Source organism: Pontibacter sp. SGAir0037 (assembly GCF_005491705.1).
In the GTDB taxonomy this organism is placed as follows: Bacteria; Bacteroidota; Bacteroidia; order Cytophagales; family Hymenobacteraceae; genus Pontibacter.
Map to the genome: position 1 here is coordinate 1436767 of NZ_CP028092.1, position 19300 is coordinate 1456066.

The window sequence follows — 19300 nt, forward strand, 5'->3', positions numbered from 1 at the left end:
ATACCATGAAACGAATAATGCTACTTCTAACAGCCATTATACTGGCTGCAGCTACAGGTGTGTCGGCTAAAGGCGGACTTACCGTGGGACAACGCTTCGGCACGCAGGATACTATCGTTGTAAAAATGCCAAACGGCGCTAAAATGATACTCCAGGTGGAAAATATGCAGCAGTTGAAATCTTTCCAGACATTCAGTCTCGATTCGCTGATGCGTGTTGTAAATGAATATGTACAAAAGACTGAGAGACTGCAGGGAAATGGAGCATCCAACACTACCGTAACTGTTACTCCTTCGGGCAATGGCACCTCCGACCAGGTAGTGGTTACAGTGGAAGAAAAGTCAGGTGACGGCAAGGTTACAAAGGAAAGACACGAGGTTCGCATCAACAAGGTGTTTAAAGTAGATGTGGAAGTAGAGGAAGGTGGAGATACTTCCCGTGTAAAGATAAACTTTCCGACAAGAGCTGAACGTGATAGCACAAGAGCTAAACAGAAAGAAGATCGCTACAAGGCAACCCGCTTTAACTTTGACATGGATCTCGGGTTAAATGCATTGGCAAACAATAACGATGCACAGGCTGTGCCTGATCTTAGCACGATGGGTTCCCGCTACGTAGCCCTGAACTATCACCTCTTGTCGCAGGTTGGTGGTCGCAGAAGCCCTTTCTACATCGTATCTGGTTTGGAGTTCGCCTTTAACAACTATATGTTTGATGGCAACATCTGGCCACGTGACGTAAATGATGTAACTTCCTTTGAGCGCATGACAGATATAAGTATACAGAAATCAAAGATCACATCTTCCAGTGTAAATGTGCCTTTGATGGCGATGCTTAAATTCAAAGGCAACAGAGGAAAAGATGGGTTCCATATTGGTGTAGGCGGGTTCGGAGGCTACCGTTTAGGTGCTCACAGCAAGGTGAAGTATACGGAGGATGGCCGTAACCGCAAAGATAAAGACCGCAACAACTTTAACCTGACAGACTTTCAGTATGGTGCAACAGGAGTTATAGGTTATAATGATCTTACCCTGTTCGCAAAATATAATGCCAACACCCTGTTCAAAGAGAATCGCGGACCAGAGTCAAATGTGGTTAGCTTCGGTTTCAGATTGTTCTTCGACTAAATAGAAGCAACATAACCTGAAAAAGCAGGACCTGCCATAGGTCCTGCTTTTTTTATGAAGTATGCCTTCTGAAATTATCTACAATAATAGCAGTTGCAGTTGCTACGTTCAGCGATTCCGCCTGTCCGAAGGCAGGTATTTTGAGCAGGTGGTTTAAATGTTGAGAAACAGCTGGTCGTATGCCATTCGCTTCGTTGCCCATCAGAATAACTCCGGTAGGCTCTAATTGCATGGTGTGAATATTGTCGCCTGCCAGTGAGGCCCCGTAGATCTGTACATGATCCGTATGTTGTTTTACCCACTCTTCCAGGTTTACATAATGCACCTTTACCCGTGTAAATGATCCCATGGTAGCCGATATAACTTTTGGGTTATAAAAATCAGCACAATTTTCGGAGCAAATAACCGTATCTATACCGTACCAGTCGGCAATCCGGATAATGGTTCCCAGGTTTCCTGGATCGCGGATATCGTCGAGCGCAATAACAAGATCAGATGGTTTTACTTGTAAAGGAGGCAGATTGGGAATACTGGCAACTGCCAGGGCGGCATTGTTACTGGCAAAAGTGCCGGCTTTTACCAATTCCTGTTCTGTTGCAATATCGTATGCCAAGCCCAGCAACTCCTGCCTGTGCTCTTTCTCAAAGTCGGCTGTTATGAAGAGGTGTTGCAACTGAAAATCAGAATGAAGCAATTCGGTCACGCTTTTTGCTCCCTCCACCACAAAGGCTTGGTGTTGATTCCTGTATTTCTTTACTTGCAACGAATTTATATACTTACTTACTGCTTTCGACAACATAGCTGACTTTACGTTTGAAGCCACGATTTTACATATTCGGTCTGTTAATTACAATTTTTAGCATTGTATCCTGTGTTCCAACCAGGCATTTAGCTGAAGATGAACAGCTTTTATTAAGTATAGACCCAAAGGGTTTAGATAATATTGAGAGAGTTTCCATTGAGGCATTGTACCAGCAAAGGCCTAACAGAACCTTTCTGGGTTCAACGCCGCTGCTATCACTCTATTATTTTGGCGTAAAGTTCTATGACCCTCAGAAAATACAGGAACGGATTGACACACAAGAGAACCGCTTCGAACGCAAAATAGCAGAGGCTGGTACTGATACCGCAAAAGTAAGACGCCTGCAGGCCCGGATGGAAAGCCGGGTAGACCGCTTGCAGGATCGGAAAGAAAACGGCAACTTCCTGATGCAGGTAGGTGAACCACCAGCTATTTACGATTCCACACGCATGGCCCAAACTATGAATCAGGTGGATATTTATTTAAATTCTAAAGGCTACTTTGAGCATAACTCAGACTTTCAGAAGCGTGAAAAAGGAAAAAAAGTACATGTAACGCTGCAAATAAATGAAAATGAGCCTTACCGGTACACTAAAATAGATTATGGCATACAGGATACCGCCGTACTTCGCCTGGTGCAATCGCGGGAAAACAGGTCATTGATAAAGTTAGGAGATATATACGATGAAGATATACTTACCCTGGAGCGGGATCGGCTAAATGAGCTGTTGCGGAACAGGGGCTATTTTGAGTTTTCACGTGCCTACATCTATTTTGACGTAGATTCCAGCAGTACCACCCACAGCATAGCGCTTAAAACAGTAATCCAGAACCCGGAGAACAGGAACTCGCACCCGGTATATACCATCGCAAATGTTTACTTTAAAACGGATGCAGATCGTTTTGGCATACCGCGTGACACCATTGTACATGAAGGCATCAATTATATTGCTTACAGACATGCTTTCTCACCCAGGATGCTTGATCAGAAACTGGATGTGTATCCCGGAGACAGGTACAGCCAAAGGAGGACAGCCACTACCCAACGAAGGTTATCAGAACTGGATGTGTTTCAGTTTAACAATATCGTATATAGTCGCTTAGCAGACACTGCCGATAGCTCAACATATAAGCTGAATGCCTTTGTTAATGCGACGCCCTCCAGCAGGTTTCAAGAAACAGCTGAAATAGGGTTGAATTACACAGAACGAAGGCCTGGGCCTTTCGCCAGTGCCCGTTTGCGTGTAAGGAACATTTTCGGAGGCGCAGAGAACTTGGATATAGGAGCACGTTTTGGTTTTGAAGGACAGGTAAATATTTCAGATCCACAGCAAACTGTAATGATCAGAGAATATGGAGGAGATTTAGCTTTATCATTTCCTTCTTTCCTTTTTCCATTTGTAGGAAGAAAGCTTTTTGTTAATAATAATCCGCGTACCAGGCTTTATACAGGGTACACGAATGTTAACCGATCTGAGTATGAGCGATTAAATTACGAATTATCACTTGATTACATTTTGCAACGCTCTCAGTCTCCTCTGCAACCACCAGCTTTACAATACGTTTTTTCTCCTGTCAACATCAACATTGTAAATGTTAATAGGATAGATTCTACCTTTTATAGAGATCTGGATTCTTTAAGCTACGGGAATAAATCACTCCTGGAGAGCTTTCGGAGCGGCTTCATTTCCTATCTCTCTTTCAACTTGATATACAATACCAATGATTTTATACAGTCCAGAGATGCTAAATATTTCAGAGGTCTGGTAGAAGTAGGAGGACTCTCTCAGCAGCTGGGAGTTGATCTTGATTTTCTTGGTCTTCGTACCTTTCGCTACGCAAAATTTAATGCTGACTACAGACGTTATATCCCACTTGGGGAGAAGAGGTTCTTTGTATATCGTTTCAATTCAGGAATTGCACTGCCTATTTTTGGTGGTGACATAATTCCATACGATAAGTATTTCTTTGCAGGTGGAGGTACTAGTGTAAGAGCTTGGCAACCAAGGCGACTTGGTCCTGGATCTGTTTCATCTTCAATTTTATCGGAAGATAACCGGGAAAATACTTTCTTGCCTGAACAACCTGGAGAAATTATTGTGGAAGGGAGTGCTGAGTACAGATTCAATATGGTAGGTTTACTAAATGGTGCTTTTTTTGTTGATTTTGGTAATGTGTGGTGGATTAAGGAGAATAGTAGTAGACCTGGCGGAGACTTTAAATTTGACCGGTTCTATAAGGAGTTAGCCGTAGGCACCGGTTTTGGATTGCGTTTCGATTTCTCTGTTTTGATACTACGTTTCGATTTTGCTACCAAAGTATATGATCCTGCTGCGGCTTCGGGTAGTAAGTTTGTTTTAGATAATTTCCGTTTCGGCGACTTCTTCACGCGAGGAAACCAAGGCTCTTTAAATATCGGTATAGGATATCCATTCTAAACAAACAAAGCTGAAGCAACTTATAGATATAATAATACCAAGAAATAATGACGTGAGAAAGCCTCTTCGCAGGCAAAAACATCTCCAGTTGCTTTCCCTTTTTTTACGTTTTGTCTTAGCAGTAAAAAGCATTCTACCCTCCTCCCTTATACATCTACTTAAAAATTCAGCAATTTTATTGAAAATTATTCTGATCAGCTTGCTGATAATTTAACAGAATAATTTAGTTTTGAGTAACAATTAACCAGATAATCAGCTTATTGCATTTATCTTATAAATTGTTACAAATTATTTGCATGAACTTGAGTAAATGCAAATAAACGCACCTAACCCTACTACAGTATGAAACAATCTTTATGCAAACTATTTTTTGTAGTGTTGCTGGTGCCCTTGCTTGTTCATGCAGAGGGTTCTAAACAACTCACTCCCAATACAACTACTAACGGTTCGACTGATTTCAATAACACCTCTGTTGGTTATTTGCAGCATGATGATGGAAGCATCTCAAACGGTTTTTTAAAACCCAGTACCTGGACTTTAGGCAATACCAGGTTTACCGAGGATTATCGTTTGTATGTGAGGCTCAAGCCTGGAGAGACTGTATATTATGGCGTCAGGAGGATTAAGACCAACGAAACTGCTACTCAAAGCAATCTGATCCTGACACTAAAATATGGTACTGGTGCCGGAACACAGGTTAACACAACAACTTTAACCCGAAATACTAATTCCACAAACCAGAGCTCACTGAATACTGGTCAGAATGGCGTAATTGGCTCTACGGCACAAGCACGTAACGGACCAAACTATGGTGGCAGAACCAATGGTTATAGTGCCATCTCCTATACTAATAATACAGGCGTTACCCATGACTTTTACCTCGAATTTACCCAGGTAGGTGAAAGTACTATGTCTTCTCAAGCTAAGAAGAGCTGGTACGACTTGTGGGATATGACGGTTGTAGGAACGGATAACAGGGAGAAGCCGGGTCGGGTGTATTCTAAGTACTGGTCTTTTACTGCCGGAGCTGCGAACCATGTGCTTTCCAGCACTTTTGCTTTCTTTCCGCTTATACCTAATCAGATTGATGGTGCTACCTACTATGTGAAGAAAATTACTTTGGCAGGTATGCGGCCCTTCGGCTTCAGGTTTGTAACTAATGAGTATGGATCTACTCCTGCTTTTGGAACAACCTTCCAGGAGCGGCGCAAGAGCCAGATTGGCCAGTCTGACTATTCTCAGTACATGAATTTCGTAAATAATCCGGATGAGGAAATGTGGCCCAGTGCCGACGACCCGGAATTCTCTTTTTCTGCTGAAACTGTATGTGACAGTGGGAATCCGACTGTAGAGTTTACCAGCGAAGCCAAAGTAGCCTCTAATTTTATGGTGCAAATAGACGTAAACGGAGATGGCTATAAACCCAATACTGCTGATGTATTAATCGAAAGGTCCTTTACGGCAGGTAAGCATACACTTATCTGGAACGGAAGGGATGCTTATGGAAGTGCTGTGCCCAGTGGCACCAAACTAAATTATACTTATAAAAGCTATACTTCACCCATGAATTTCCCGGTGTACGATGCCGAAGGAAATGCCAAAGGGTTTAAATCTGAAAATGTACGGCCTGTACCCAGTACTGTTAATGATTATCTGTACTGGGATGATAGTAACCTGAACCAGGCGAAATTCAGTAGTGAGCTAAATGGCTTTAACGCCAGCCAAGGTGCGCACTTATGGGGTGCTACAGCTGATGATGGAGATGCACTTACCATTAACACATGGGCCTATGGCTTTACTTTTACCGAGAGCGGTGTGCTTACCTTTACCTATGATTGTTCGGCCGATGTGGGTGTAACCAATACTGTCAGTTCCAAGCCTGCCTATTATGTTGGGGATGTGTTAAAGTATACCGTGGTTGTGCAGAACTTTGGCCCAAATACGGCCACTAATGTTGTGGTTACAGATCTTTTACCGGCTTCACTTACCTTTCAGAGTTATACAGCTTCCAATGGAAGTAATGTGTACGATCCGGCAACAGGTAAGTGGATGATTGGTAGCTTATTGCTTGGTGAAAGCAGGACTTTAGTCATTTATGCCATCATCAATGATAATGCAACTATCACGACTACAGCTGTTCAATCTCATACCGAACCTGACCTGGTTACTGGCAATAACAGTGCATCCAATACCATTACAGCAGCGGTTAACCCTCTGCCGGTTTCATGGCTTTATTTCAATGCCCAATCAGGCGCAAAGGGTGTCTGGCTGGAATGGGCAACTTATTCGGAAATTAATAACGTCTACTTTGCCATTGAGCGAAGCCTTGATGGCATGGCTTTTACTGCAGTGGGCCAGGTACAGGCGGCTAAAACTACTAACCAACAGGTTACCTACTCTTTTCATGATTCCAAAGCACCGGCTGGTGAGAAATATTACAGAATTAAGCAGGTTGATGCAGACGGATCCTTTGAATACAGTAAGATTGTCGTCCTCTATTCCGCTGCAGTAGGTTACACCGATCCATTGGCAGTGGCACCCAATCCGGCTCATGATGAAGCACATATTGATTTGAGAAGAAGACCTGCCGGAGTTTATGCTTTGAAAGTGTATCGTACAGATGGACGTGAAGTTTCTGAGTATGAGCTGCAGGGTGGTGAAGATAATAAGCTTGATGTAAGCCAGTTGCAGCAAGGGCAATACATACTACAGCTCATTGGGGAAGAAAGTGCAGAAACTCTGCGGATGATAAAACTTTAAATTAAGGGGCAGCGGCCGCTAAATATAAAGAAGCAGCTGCCCTTTATTTTCAATAATTCAGTAGTTCTTTTAATGCCTCTGCTACTTTAGCCGGATTAGGCAGCATCATTTTTTCCAGCTCGGTATGTAAAGGTATAGCAGGTAAATTAGCAGCGCCTAATGTAAATACAGGTGCATCTAAGTGCTGGAAACAAGCTTTGGATATTCTGCCTGCCAACGATTCTGCAAACGAATTCAGCAGTGGCTCCTCTGTTAGCACCAGCGCCTTGCCGTGGCGTTTAACAGAAGTAAGTACCGTGTCAAAATCGAGGGGATTCAGGGTGCGTAAATCCACTATTTCTATACGTCCGGAAAATTGTTTTGCCGCTGCCAATGCCCAGTGAACGCCCATGCCATATGTTATAACCGTTAGGGAATTTCCTGATTTAACCTGTTCTTCCTCAGCATGCAGAATGACACGCGCTTTTCCGAGAGGAAGTAAATATTCTTCATCAGGTTCTATTGTTTTAGCCGTTTCTGTGCCCGCAACTTTAGACCAATACAGCCCTTTATGCTCCAGCATAACCACAGGGTTTGGGTCCAGAAAGGCCGCTTTCATTAATCCTTTCATATCTGCTGCATTGGAAGGATACACTACTTTAATGCCGCGAATGTTCAGCAGCGTAGATTCTATGCTGCCGGAGTGGTAAGGCCCTCCCCCACCGTAAGCACCTATCGGAACCCTGATCAGCGATTGCACCGGGAATTTGCCCATCGATAAGTAGCAGCTTTTGGAGAGCTCCTCCACCAGCTGGTTTATACCTGGCCAGATGTAGTCAGCAAACTGGATCTCTACAATAGCTTTAGCTCCTACAGCCGACATGCCGGCTGTAGAGCCGATAATATATGCCTCTTGGATAGGCGTGTTAAATACCCGTGCATCTCCGTACTTTTTTGCCAGCAAAGCGGCCTCCCTGAAAACACCGCCAAGTTCACCGCCCACATCCTGGCCGTAGAAAAGAGCTTCCGGGTAGGTTTTTAAAATATCATCTACAGCATGTAAGGCGGCATCTACCATGGTCACTTTCTCGGCACCAGCGGGCGTACGGTTTCCTGTTTCCTCCGTTATTGTTGTGGGCGCGAACTCATGCAGGTCGAAAGAGTCTGGTTCCGGCACCGGAGCATCCAGCGCTTGCTGGTAATGTGCTTCCACCAGTTTCTGAGCCTCTCTTTCCAGCAGTATGATTTCATCTTCGCCCACTTCCATCTCCAGCAGTGCCTTCCTGAGTTTTGGAATAGGATCATCGGCACTTTGCAGTTTCAGGTTATCTCCTCTGTACCACTCTCTGCGAACCCCGGAGGTATGGTGGCCCAGCAACGGGCATTTAGCGTGCACCAGTATAGGCTTGCGGAGCTGGCGTGCATACTCAAAGGCAACTCGCATCCCTTCGTGCGATTCTATGAAGTCAGAGCCGTCCACTCTTAAACGCTCCATTCCTTTAAAACCAGCGGCATATTCGTAGGCATCCATAGCACGCATTTCCTTGCCGGTAGCTGAAATGCCCCAATCGTTATCCTGTACCAGGTATACAATAGGTAAGCCTTTTAGAACCGCCATCTGAAAAGCTTCGGCAACTTCACCTTCGGTAACAGAGCCATCGCCCAGCGAGCAAAGCACCACAGGCTTTTCTTCGCCCTGCAACAGCCCCTGCCCTTCCAGGTAAGCTATCGCATGTGCCATACCGGTAGCAGGAATGGCCTGCATGCCTGTGGCGGAGCTTTGGTGAGGGATGGTAGGAAATCCTTCGCGCTTTAGAGAAGGGTGCCCATAGTAGGTGCGGCCTCCTGAAAAAGGATCATCTGCTTTGGCCATCAGTTGCAGCATCAGTTCGTAAGGCGTAAGCCCTATTCCCAGCAGCATGGAATCGTCGCGGTAGTAAAGGGAGGCGTAATCGTACGGTTTAAGTTGGAAAGCAGCAGCGAGTTGAATGGCCTCGTGTCCGCGGGAAGTACTGTGCACATATTTGCTGCAAACACTTTTATTGTCTTCATACATATCTGCCATCATTTTGGCAGTAATCATCAGTTTATATGCTTTTTTTAGAGTATTTATGTCAATTTTAAAGTCTTCGAGCGTATCTTTTGGCATATTTAAGTTTTTTTCCGAAATTAAGTATTTTTAGGTACATTTTGAAATTTTAGGCTGAACTAGGTTTACTGTGTTTATTGCTTAATTTTGCGCTACCCCGAACCTTTTATACGCTGAATTTTATGTTTAGAGAAGAAGTTGAAGCCTTTATGCGACAGTTCCAGCAATACCTGGTGCAGGCATTGGAAACATGCGATGGTGGTGCTGCATTCAAAGCGGATGAGTGGCAGCATGCTGAAGGCGGTGGAGGTGTTTCACGTATCATCGAAAATGGCGCAGTACTTGAAAAAGGCGGTGTTAACTTTTCTGCGGTTCATGGTCAGCTGTCTCCTTCTTTCTTAAAAATGCTGGAGATGCCTGATCCGCAATTTTTCGCAACAGGAGTTTCAGTTGTGATGCACCCGCATAGTCCGATGGTGCCCATCACACACATGAATGTGCGTTATTTTGAGGCTGGTAACGGAACTGCCTGGTTTGGTGGCGGTATAGACCTTACGCCAATTTATGTGGATTTAAACCAGGCACGGGCATTTCATGAGGCAATGCAGGAGGTGTGCGCAAAACATCATCCCTCTTATTATCCGGAGTTTAAAAAATGGGCTGATGATTATTTTTACAATCAGCATCGTGCTGAAACGCGTGGTGTAGGCGGTATTTTCTTCGACAGACTGATGGCAACAGAAGAATTCTCACTGGAACAGCGTTTTGCTTTTGTGCGGGATGTGGCTTATGCCTTTGCCCCAGCCTATACCGCCATTATCAATCAGAACAGGAACCTTGCTTTTGGAGAGCAGGAAAAACAATGGCAGCTGATCCGTAGAGGACGCTACGTGGAATTTAACCTGGTGTATGACCGTGGTACCAAGTTTGGGCTGGCAACCGGCGGGCGCATAGAATCAATTCTGATGAGCCTCCCGCAGTATGCTTCGTGGGTATATAATCACCAGCCTGCGCCGGGCAGTGCTGAGGAGAAAACATTGCACTATCTGAAAAAAGACATTGACTGGCTTTCTGTTGAAGTATAGGGATGGAAACGCTGGAGAAAATGGATCAGGAGCTTTTCCTGTACCTCAACGATCAGCATAATCCTTTCTGGGATGCTGTAATGAGTTTTGTATCCAATAAGTACGTTTGGATACCTTTTTACCTGTTGCTGATTGCTTACCTGGTTTACCGCTACCGGAGACAAAGTATGGCTATGCTGGGCCTGGCTATTGCAGCAGTTGGCTTAGCAGACTTTATAGCTTCTGGAATTTTTAAGCCTTACTTCGCCCGGCTCCGCCCCTGCCACGACCCAGACCTATCCGTGACTGTTAATTTTATACAGGGCTGCGGAGGGCAGTTTGGCTTTATGTCGTCGCATGCCTCCACAGCTTTTGCACTGGCCGTTTTCTTTAACCTGATCCTTTCCGACCGTTATACAATTTTTAAGATCGTGCTGGTAGTATGGGCAGTAGTGGTTTCGTATAGCAGGATCTACCTTGGCGTACATTACCCGGGAGATACTATGGCAGGGGCTTTGCTGGGCAGCTTTCTGGCATATGTATGTGCTTTAGGGTATTGGATTTTAGTAAAGAAGTACCCACAGATGGTCAGGCAAAAGCCATAGCATCATTTTTTTAACAACCGCGCCACATACTTGCCAATAATATCGAACTCCAGATTCACGGTCTTCCCTGGCTTTACGTGCTGCAGGTTGGTATGCTCGTAAGTATAAGGTATAATGGCTACAGAAAAACGGTCCTCCTGCGAGTTTACTACAGTTAAACTGATACCGTTTACACAGATGGAGCCTTTTTCTACAGTTACATTGCCGGAGCTGGCGTCATAGCTGAAAGTAAAAATCCAGCTGCCATTATGGTCCTCTACCGACTCGCAAACGCCAACCTGGTCTACATGCCCTTGCACCACATGCCCATCGAAACGTCCGTTTGACTGCATGCAACGCTCCAGATTTATAGTATCTCCTACCTGAAGCGCATTCAGATTAGTTTTTTGCAGGGTTTCATCTATGGCTGTAACGGTATACCTGTCAGCGTCAATACCCACCACTGTCAAACAAACGCCATTATGCGCTACACTTTGATCTATTTTAAGCTCATTTGTAAAAGGAGATGATACTGTAAAGTGCTTATTGCTTTCTTCTGATCTTATATCTTCTACTTTGCCGATTGCTTCTATGATTCCTGTAAACATGTGCTTTTTCTTTGTGGTAACAAAAGTATAAGGTTTTACTCAATTCTACTGCTATAGCTTCACGTTGATAAATTAAAAAATGAATGACGGGTAAAATGAATTTGCACAGCCACTTTATATGATGATGGTGCACTTTTATCCTGAAGGCTTTTATTATTTCTGTTACAGCTGTTGCTTTATCACAATCAGTAATCCTTTGGCTGCAAGCTTTTTATAGCCGGTCAGCAATTATGCACCTGCACTCATTTATACGCTTTAATAGCGATTTTAAGAAGCTTTACGTATTTTCGCAATATTCGCCCCTGGCACAGGCAACTGTGAAGTAGTTTTAGAATTTATGTTTAGAAGATAATAAAGAAATGCAGACTGATTTGTATAAGCATAAAGGAATGCGCCGCGCATTGGTTAAACTTTTGAGAGATAAAGGCATATTTGATGAGCGCGTTTTGGCTGCTATAGAAACTGTACCACGTCATTTCTTTTTCGAAAAAGCCTTTGTAGAACAGGCTTACCAGGATAAAGCATTTCCGATTGGCGAAGGACAAACTATTTCCCAACCTTACACGGTGGCTTTTCAAACAGAGCTTCTCAAGTTAAAATCTACGGATAAAGTGCTGGAAATTGGTACTGGCTCAGGTTACCAGTGCTGTGTACTGCTCCAGATTACCCCTAGCGTCTATACAATAGAATATAACCGGCCACTCTACGAAAAAGCCATCAGGTTCTTTAAAACTTACGGACTCAAACCTCATACGTTCCATGGTGACGGTTCTGAGGGCTTACCCTCGCATGCGCCTTATGATAAAATTATTGTAACTGCCGGTGCTCCCACTGTTCCGAAAAGCCTGATGAAGCAGCTGAATATCGGTGGTATACTGGTTATACCTGTTGGCGACGAGAAAACGCAGCGTATGCTTCGGATTACCCGCGTACAAGAAAACGAGTTTACCAAAGAAGAATTTACCAATTTTAAGTTTGTGCCGCTGCTCGGCAGAGAAGGCTGGAGCAGCGACAAGGGCTAAACTATAAACTTCATTTTATCCTTTGCCGGTATACCTGTATCTTTGCGCCCGGAAAAACTAAACTATAATGCGCAAACAAAAAAAAGTACAGGAGTCCTACGTTATTATGACGGAACTGGTACTACCAAACGATACCAATACGCTTAATAATTTAATGGGAGGAAAAATGATGCACTGGATGGACATTGTTTCTGCCATCTCTGCTCAAAAACACTCTAACAGAATTGTAGTTACAGCTTCTGTAGATAATGTTTCTTTCTCAGAAAGTATTAAATTAGGAAATGTGGTAACACTGGAGGCAAAGGTAACGCGTGCGTTCAGTTCATCCATGGAAGTGCACATTGTAGTGTTTGCAGAAGATATTCCGAGTGGCCGAAGAGTAAAATCCAATGAGGCCTTCTTTACTTTTGTAGCCGTAGATCAGTCTGGTCGCGCTATAGATGTACCGGAAGCTATACCGGAAACAGATGAAGAATTAAGATTATATGAGGGAGCTTTGCGCCGCCGACAGTTGCGATTGGTCTTAGCGGGAAGAATGAAACCGAGCGAAGCAAATGAACTCCGCTCTATTTTTGATCTGAAAGAAGAATAATATAAGAGGTAGCAAGGGTATGGCAGCATTATCAGCAGATGAATTGAACAGTGCATTTCTGAAGAATTTCTTCTCAGAAACAATTTTTATTTTGCCAGATGAGGCTGCGCCTGCCCTATACCAGTCACAGGAGCAGATGGCAGAGACTAACCTTCGCCCAGTCGCATCTCCTGAAACGCCTCCTCCGGCAGTTGCTCCTGCTGCACCACAGGAAGTACCGCATTCGGCGCCTACACCTCATAAACCAATTGCTTTGCCTAAAATGCCCAAAATTGAACCTGTTTTACCAGGGTCTTTTGAGGTTATCGGTGAAAACAAAAAGGGTGTTGTTGTGTTGGTTACCTTGCCTGACCAGGAGTTTAAAGCCCTGCCTCAATCAGAGTTTTTAAGAAAAATTTTGGGAGCCATCGGTTTCCAGCCTGCTGATGTAGCCTTTGTAAACAATATTTCCGGAACGATAGCCAATTTCGAAGAACTGGTAACAAAGCTACAGGTAAACTACATCATCAGCTTTGCCAGCAGGCTACATACAGATAAGCCACACGACAAGTTTACGCTTTATAATCCTGTAAAGGTAGCGGAGGTTCCTATTGTTTTCTCACAGTCGCTGGCTGTACTCGATAAGAACCAGGAACAGAAGAAGTTCCTTTGGAATGCCTTGCAAAAAGTGTTCAAATAGCTTCTTCTGTTAAGACACTGCAACAGCTACAAAAGCAATCGTTTCTAGTGCTCGATATAGATCTAAACTAAGTGCTGCTAAACAAAAAAGCCATTCTTTATGTAGAATGGCTTTTTTGTTTAGCAGGTGGCTTCCTTCAGTTTAATTCAACAAGGTGGCAATTTTTTGCTCTAAATCTGCTCCTCGAAGACCTTTGGCTATAATCTTTCCTTCTTTATCTACCAGGATAGTTTGAGGAATGGAATTAACGCCGTACAGTTCAGCAGCTGCACTTTGCCAGCCTTTCAAGTCAGAAACATGAGGCCACGTTAGTTTATCATCAGCAATGGCTTTTAACCATTTATCTTTCGATTGATCCAGCGACACACCAAAAATTTCAAAACCTTTGTCTTTATACTCGTTGTACATACGCACTACCTTCGGGTTCTCCTGGCGGCACGGACCGCACCAGCTTGCCCAGAAGTCAATTAACACGTATTTGCCTCTCAAAGAAGAAAGCGCTATACTGCCTCCATCTGGCGTTGGTAAAGAAAAATCGGGAGCAAGAGCACCAATGGCAGTACTGCGGTGGCTTTTTAGTCGCTCATTCAGTAAGGTGGTATACTTTGAGTTCGGTATATTTTCCGCAAATACATTGTACATGCTGTCTGCAAAAGCAAAATCCTGTACGGGATCTACTAAGCTGGCCGTACCAAAGGCGGCAACTATAGAATTCGGGTGCTTGCGCAAGAATTCTTTAATAGCTTTGCCGGAACTCAAGTACTTTTCTTTGATAGCTTCAGCTTCCTCTTCTTTTCCTTCCTGCATCGCTGCAGCATAATCAGCTTCTAACTGCTGACGCTCTTTTTGTACGCTGTTTACCAGGTTTTCCAGTTCGCGGAAAATTTTGGTTTCTTCAGAGCCTTCTACTTTGGCTGTGCCATTTATGTCTGTTGCATCTGCCTCGAAATTGATCTTGGCATTCTCTAACACCAGCATTAACCCATTCTGCTGCTGGTTCTCCAGCGCCAGGCGATAAAGTGTTGGTTCAGCTACTTTGCCTTCAAAATTAAAGGTGCCATCTGAAGCAATAGCAGCGGTGTCTCTGGCTACTAACTGCGTTTCGCCTAGTTCAAATAACAAAACCCTGCCTTCGGAAGCATTGTTAAGTTTTCCTTTAATGGCGTAGTTTCCGCTACCGTTAGCAGCCTGCTTGTTACCCTGGCAGCTCACCAGTAAAATGGCTGCAGATGCAAAAGCAATAAATTTATTATACATCATACTCATGTTATTAAGCGTTCAGAGTTTCCCGAAGCAGTTTATTGGCAATCTTCGGATCAGCTTTTCCTTGTGTCTTCTTCATGATCTCTCCCATAAACATACCAATTAAAGCCTGCTTGCCAGCTTTATATTCCGCAACTTTAGCAGGATTACCAGCTACAACTTCTGAAATAATCAGCTGCAGCGAATCGGAGTCGGACTGCTGCAGCAAGCTCTGTTCTTCAGCTACCTGCAAAGCCGTTTTACTTGGGTTCTCCAGCAGGAAAGGGTAAATCTGTTTGGCAGCAATAGAATGGCTTACTTTGTTTTCGTCTACCAGGGCAATAATTTCAGCAATCTGCTGTGGCTGCAGCGGGAAGTCGGAAATGTGTAAGGTCAGTTCGTTCAGGTACGACTTTACAGGACCCATTACCCAGTTAGAGGCTGCTTTATAATTGGAAGTGTGCTGTGTTAACTCATTAAAATACAAGGCAATCTCTTTAGAATCGGTAAGTACGGCAGCATCATATTCAGGTAGGCCCAGTTCTTCTGTAAATCGCTTGTACAGCTCCTGAGGCAAGGCAGGCATACTCTCTTTAATCGTATGCAGCCATTCCTGTTCGATCACCAACGGCGGAAGGTCTGGCTCCGGGAAGTAACGGTAATCATTCATGGTTTCTTTGGAACGCTGACTGGAAGTAGTGCCCGTGTTCGCATCAAAACCGCGTGTTTCGCCCTCTACCACGCCTCCATTTTCCAGGATCATGATCTGGCGCTCTATTTCGTGTTCAATCGCACGCTGCACGTTCCGGAAAGAGTTCATGTTCTTCACCTCTACTTTGGTGCCGTATTGCTTCGCTCCTTTCAGCATCACCGATACGTTGGCATCGCAACGCAGCGAACCCTCTTCCATGTTACCGTCACAGATATCGAGGTAGCGCACCAAGCGGCGGATTTCAACCATATAGTTGTAGGCCTCTGTAGAATCTCGCAGATCAGGCTCCGATACAATTTCAATAAGAGGCACACCAGCACGGTTGAAGTCAACCAGTGTTTCAATTTCACCGGGCAAGTGCATCGACTTTCCGGCATCCTCTTCCATGTGAATACGGGTGATGCCGATGTGGCTATCTGTTCCTGCTTCGTTTTTTACCACTAAGTGTCCGCCTGTGCAAACAGGGGTTTTGTCCTGCGTAAGCTGGTAGCCTTTCGGAAGGTCCGGGTAAAAGTAGTTTTTACGGGCATACACATTATGGCGGGTAATTTCGCAATGTGTGGCAAGGCCCATTTTCACGGCCATTTCTACTACTTTTTTGTTGATGCGCGGCAATGTGCCCGGATGTGCCAGGGTAATGGCACTCAGGTTGGTATTCGGAAGCATGCCGTACTCGGTAGAGTCCGATGAGTAAGCTTTACTTTGAGTCAGCAGCTGTGCGTGAACTTCTAAACCAATAACTGGCTGATATTTATCTCTTATCTCTTTATCCATCAGTTTAATCTTTTCAGATTATCCGTTTAATGCGTTTCTAACTAATTCGCGTGCTTTGGCAGGCACAGCCTGTAAACCAGCACTGTCTTTACCGCCGGCAGTTGCATAGAATGTCTGGCCACCGCCACCGCCTTTAATTTCTTTGGCAAGCTCTCTAATCAACTGGCTGGCATTCAGGTTTTTTTCTGAGACAATGTTGTCTGCCAGCATAACTGCTATTTGTGGCTTGCCCTCTATTTCAGCCGCCAATACCAGCACCAGGTTATCTACTACCTGTCGCATGTCGAAGGCCAGCTTCTTCAGATAATCTGAGTTGCTTACCTGTACCTGCTCTGCAATAAAGTTCACGCCAGCTAAAGTTTCTGCTTTTTGAGCCAGAGAGTCCTTCAGGCTGTTCAGTTGCTGCAGCTCAAACGCTTCTAACTGCTTCTGCAGGCTTTTGTTTTCTTCCTGTAGCTTCTCAACTGCTTTGGATACATTGTTCTGTGAACCTAACACTTCCCGCACCGCATTCAGTTCGTTCAGTTGCTGTTGCATGTATTCGTCGGCTGCTCCACCTGTCAGGGCTTCGATTCTGCGCACCCCAGCTGCTACGGAACTTTCAGAAATAATTTTAAAATACCCGATCTGGCCTGTGTTAAACACGTGTGTGCCGCCGCAGAGCTCTACGGAATAGGTATTGTCAAAAGTAATAACGCGTACAAAGTCACCGTATTTTTCACCAAACAGAGCGGTTGCTCCCATAGCCTTAGCCTCCTCAATTGGTACATTGCGGCTTTCGCCTAGCGGAATTGCCTGGCGTACACGCTCATTCACCAATATTTCGACCTCCCGCAACTGCTCATCTGTAATTTTAGAGAAGTGGGAGAAGTCGAAGCGCAATAGCTTTTCGTTTACCAACGACCCTTTCTGCTGCACGTGGTCACCTAAAACTCTTCTTAAAGCAGACTGCAATAAGTGTGTAGCAGAGTGATTCTTACGAATGGTATTCCGACGCGTAGCATCAATCCCAGCTTTAAACACTGCCTCTGCATCCTGAGGCAGTTTGCTAACAATATGAACAATCAGATCGTTTTCTTTTTTGGTATCGAGTACTTCTACTCTTTCGTCACCAGCAATCAGGTTCCCTGTATCGCCTACTTGGCCTCCGCTCTCTGCATAGAACGGCGTGCGGTCTAATACAATATGAAATTCTGTTTTATTTTTTGTTTTAACCTGGCGATATTTTACAATGCGGGCTTCTGTGGTGTCTACATCATAGCCCACAAACTCTGTTTCAGCCTCTGGCAGCAGTACAGTCCAGTCACCCTGCTCACTTACAGCAGCATTGCGCGAACGATTCTTTTGCTGCTCCATCTCCACGCCGAAGCCAGCCTCATCTATGGTAAAGCTTTTCTCACGGGCAATGAGTGCTGTCAGATCCAGCGGGAAGCCAAAGGTATCGTAAAGCTCGAAAGCCGTTTTTCCGTCAATGGTGTTGTTATTTTCACGGAATTTGTCTTCCTGCGCTTCAATGCGCTTTAGGCCGTTCTCCAGCGTGCGCAGGAAAGCATTCTCTTCTTCCTCAATCACACGCTGCACAAAGCTTAGCTGGGCCTTCAGCTCAGGGAAAACATGAGCTGTCTGGTCGGCCAGCACTTCGGCTAACCTGTAAAGGAATGGCTTCTTAAAGTTCAGGAATGTGAATGCATAGCGAACAGCACGGCGCAGAATACGTCGGATAACATAACCGGCCTTGTTGTTCGATGGCAGCTGTCCGTCTGAAATGGCAAAGGCGATAGCGCGAATGTGATCCGACATTACCCGTATGGCGATATCGGTTTTCTCATCTTCGCCATAGGTAACACCAGCTTCTTTGGCAATAAATTGGATCAGCGGTTGGAAAACATCCGTATCATAATTAGATCGCTTGCCTTGAATAGCCATACACAAACGCTCGAAGCCCATACCTGTATCTACGTGCTGTGCAGGAAGTTTAACAAGGGTGCCATCCGCTAGACGGTTAAACTCCATAAATACGTTGTTCCAGATCTCCACAACCTGCGGGTGGTCGTTGTTCACCAGTTCTTTACCGTCTACCTGCGCACGTTCTTCGTCTGAGCGTAAGTCAACATGAATTTCGGAGCAGGGTCCGCACGGGCCTGTATCGCCCATTTCCCAGAAGTTGTCTTTTTTGGAACCCAGTAGGATGCGGTCTTCTGCAATCATACCTTTCCAGATATCAAAAGCTTCCTGGTCCACCGGCAGGTTTTCTGAAGCGTCGCCCTGAAAGACAGAAACATACAGCCTGTCTTTTGGCAGCTTATAGACCTCCGTTAGCAGTTCCCACGACCAGGCCAAAGCTTCCTTTTTAAAGTAGTCGCCGAACGACCAGTTGCCCAGCATCTCGAACATGGTATGGTGGTAGGTATCGTAGCCTACTTCTTCCAGGTCGTTGTGCTTACCGCTTACGCGAAGGCATTTCTGTGTATCGGCTACTCTTTTGTAAGGGGCAGGTTTATTGCCCAGAAAGTAGTCTTTAAAAGGAGCCATACCCGAGTTAATAAACATCAGGGTGGGGTCGTCTTTCACCACAAGCGGTGCCGATGGCACTACCTGGTGTTGTTTGGAAGCAAAGAAGTCCAGGAACTTTTGTCTTATCTCAGCTGAGTTCATCTATGATTTTCAAGCATTTAAATACTAAATGCTATACTTGTTGTTTAATAAAGAAAAATAACGAATTTTTGCCTTAGCAAAACAAGCAGCAGCAACTGACGTTTGTTCGGCTCATTTATGGCAAAAGTAGCATATTTTAGCCGTATTGAGTAGCAAATGTTTAAAATTAGTGA

The 19300-nt window shown here is 44.6% G+C and carries 14 protein-coding genes; 8 read left to right on the forward strand and 6 right to left on the reverse strand.

Going from position 1 to position 19300, the window contains the following annotated elements; all coding sequences use genetic code 11:
* Positions 1–5: 5 nt before the first annotated feature.
* Entirely contained in the window at positions 6–1127 is a 1122-nt protein-coding gene (locus C1N53_RS05960; protein WP_137758436.1) for an outer membrane beta-barrel protein, read from the forward strand.
* 52 nt (positions 1128–1179) lie between these two features.
* Here C1N53_RS05960 and C1N53_RS05965 read toward each other — a convergent pair whose 3' ends face one another.
* A complete protein-coding gene (locus C1N53_RS05965; protein ID WP_371415960.1) occupies positions 1180–1950 on the reverse strand; it encodes a TrmH family RNA methyltransferase in 771 nt (256 codons plus the stop codon).
* Between C1N53_RS05965 and C1N53_RS05970 the strand changes: the two genes are divergently transcribed.
* A complete protein-coding gene (locus C1N53_RS05970; protein WP_137758437.1) occupies positions 1941–4367 on the forward strand; it encodes a BamA/TamA family outer membrane protein in 2427 nt (808 codons plus the stop codon). The two genes, C1N53_RS05965 and C1N53_RS05970, sit on opposite strands and share 10 nt — an antisense overlap.
* A 342-nt stretch (positions 4368–4709) precedes the next feature.
* On the forward strand, positions 4710–7127 hold the full coding sequence (locus C1N53_RS05975; RefSeq protein ID WP_137758438.1) for a T9SS type A sorting domain-containing protein: 2418 nt from the start codon (positions 4710–4712) through the stop codon (positions 7125–7127).
* A 49-nt stretch (positions 7128–7176) separates the two neighbouring features.
* On the opposite strand, the gene C1N53_RS05980 is transcribed toward C1N53_RS05975, so the two are convergent.
* Positions 7177–9255 (reverse strand): thiamine pyrophosphate-dependent enzyme, encoded by a 2079-nt coding sequence (locus tag C1N53_RS05980; protein ID WP_137758439.1) that lies wholly within the window; start codon positions 9253–9255, stop codon positions 7177–7179.
* 122 nt (positions 9256–9377) lie between these two features.
* Here C1N53_RS05980 and hemF point away from each other — a divergent pair, with 122 nt between their 5' ends.
* Entirely contained in the window at positions 9378–10280 is a 903-nt protein-coding gene (hemF, locus tag C1N53_RS05985; protein WP_137758440.1) for an oxygen-dependent coproporphyrinogen oxidase, read from the forward strand.
* A 2-nt stretch (positions 10281–10282) separates the two neighbouring features.
* Positions 10283–10864 carry a phosphatase PAP2 family protein gene (locus C1N53_RS05990; RefSeq protein ID WP_137758441.1) on the forward strand — a complete coding sequence of 194 codons (582 nt, stop codon included), beginning with the start codon at positions 10283–10285 and terminating at the stop codon, positions 10862–10864.
* 2 nt (positions 10865–10866) lie between these two features.
* On the opposite strand, the gene C1N53_RS05995 is transcribed toward C1N53_RS05990, so the two are convergent.
* On the reverse strand, positions 10867–11451 hold the full coding sequence (locus C1N53_RS05995) for a riboflavin synthase (protein ID WP_137758442.1): 585 nt from the start codon (positions 11449–11451) through the stop codon (positions 10867–10869).
* A gap of 359 nt (positions 11452–11810) precedes the next feature.
* Here C1N53_RS05995 and C1N53_RS06000 point away from each other — a divergent pair, with 359 nt between their 5' ends.
* From C1N53_RS06000 to C1N53_RS06010, 3 genes are all read left to right on the forward strand, one after another.
* Complete coding sequence (locus tag C1N53_RS06000) at positions 11811–12473, forward strand: protein-L-isoaspartate(D-aspartate) O-methyltransferase (protein WP_137758443.1); 663 nt, start codon at positions 11811–11813, stop codon at positions 12471–12473.
* A 67-nt stretch (positions 12474–12540) separates the two neighbouring features.
* The gene (locus C1N53_RS06005; RefSeq protein ID WP_137758444.1) at positions 12541–13065 is read left to right on the forward strand and encodes an acyl-CoA thioesterase; all 525 of its coding nucleotides are present in this window, start codon (positions 12541–12543) and stop codon (positions 13063–13065) included.
* 19 nt (positions 13066–13084) lie between these two features.
* Positions 13085–13744, forward strand: coding sequence for a hypothetical protein (locus C1N53_RS06010; RefSeq protein WP_137758445.1), 660 nt, complete (start codon positions 13085–13087; stop codon positions 13742–13744).
* Positions 13745–13885: 141 nt separating this feature from the next.
* Here C1N53_RS06010 and C1N53_RS06015 read toward each other — a convergent pair whose 3' ends face one another.
* Genes C1N53_RS06015 through alaS form a run of 3 tightly spaced genes read right to left on the reverse strand, consistent with a single transcriptional unit; the run spans position 13886 to position 19127 of the window.
* Positions 13886–15004 carry a TlpA disulfide reductase family protein gene (locus tag C1N53_RS06015; protein ID WP_137758446.1) on the reverse strand — a complete coding sequence of 373 codons (1119 nt, stop codon included), beginning with the start codon at positions 15002–15004 and terminating at the stop codon, positions 13886–13888.
* A gap of 10 nt (positions 15005–15014) precedes the next feature.
* Complete coding sequence (gene gatB / locus C1N53_RS06020; RefSeq protein ID WP_206077620.1) at positions 15015–16472, reverse strand: Asp-tRNA(Asn)/Glu-tRNA(Gln) amidotransferase subunit GatB; 1458 nt, start codon at positions 16470–16472, stop codon at positions 15015–15017.
* An 18-nt stretch (positions 16473–16490) separates the two neighbouring features.
* The gene (gene alaS / locus C1N53_RS06025; protein ID WP_137758448.1) at positions 16491–19127 is read right to left on the reverse strand and encodes an alanine--tRNA ligase; all 2637 of its coding nucleotides are present in this window, start codon (positions 19125–19127) and stop codon (positions 16491–16493) included.
* Between the last annotated feature and the right edge of the window lie 173 nt (positions 19128–19300).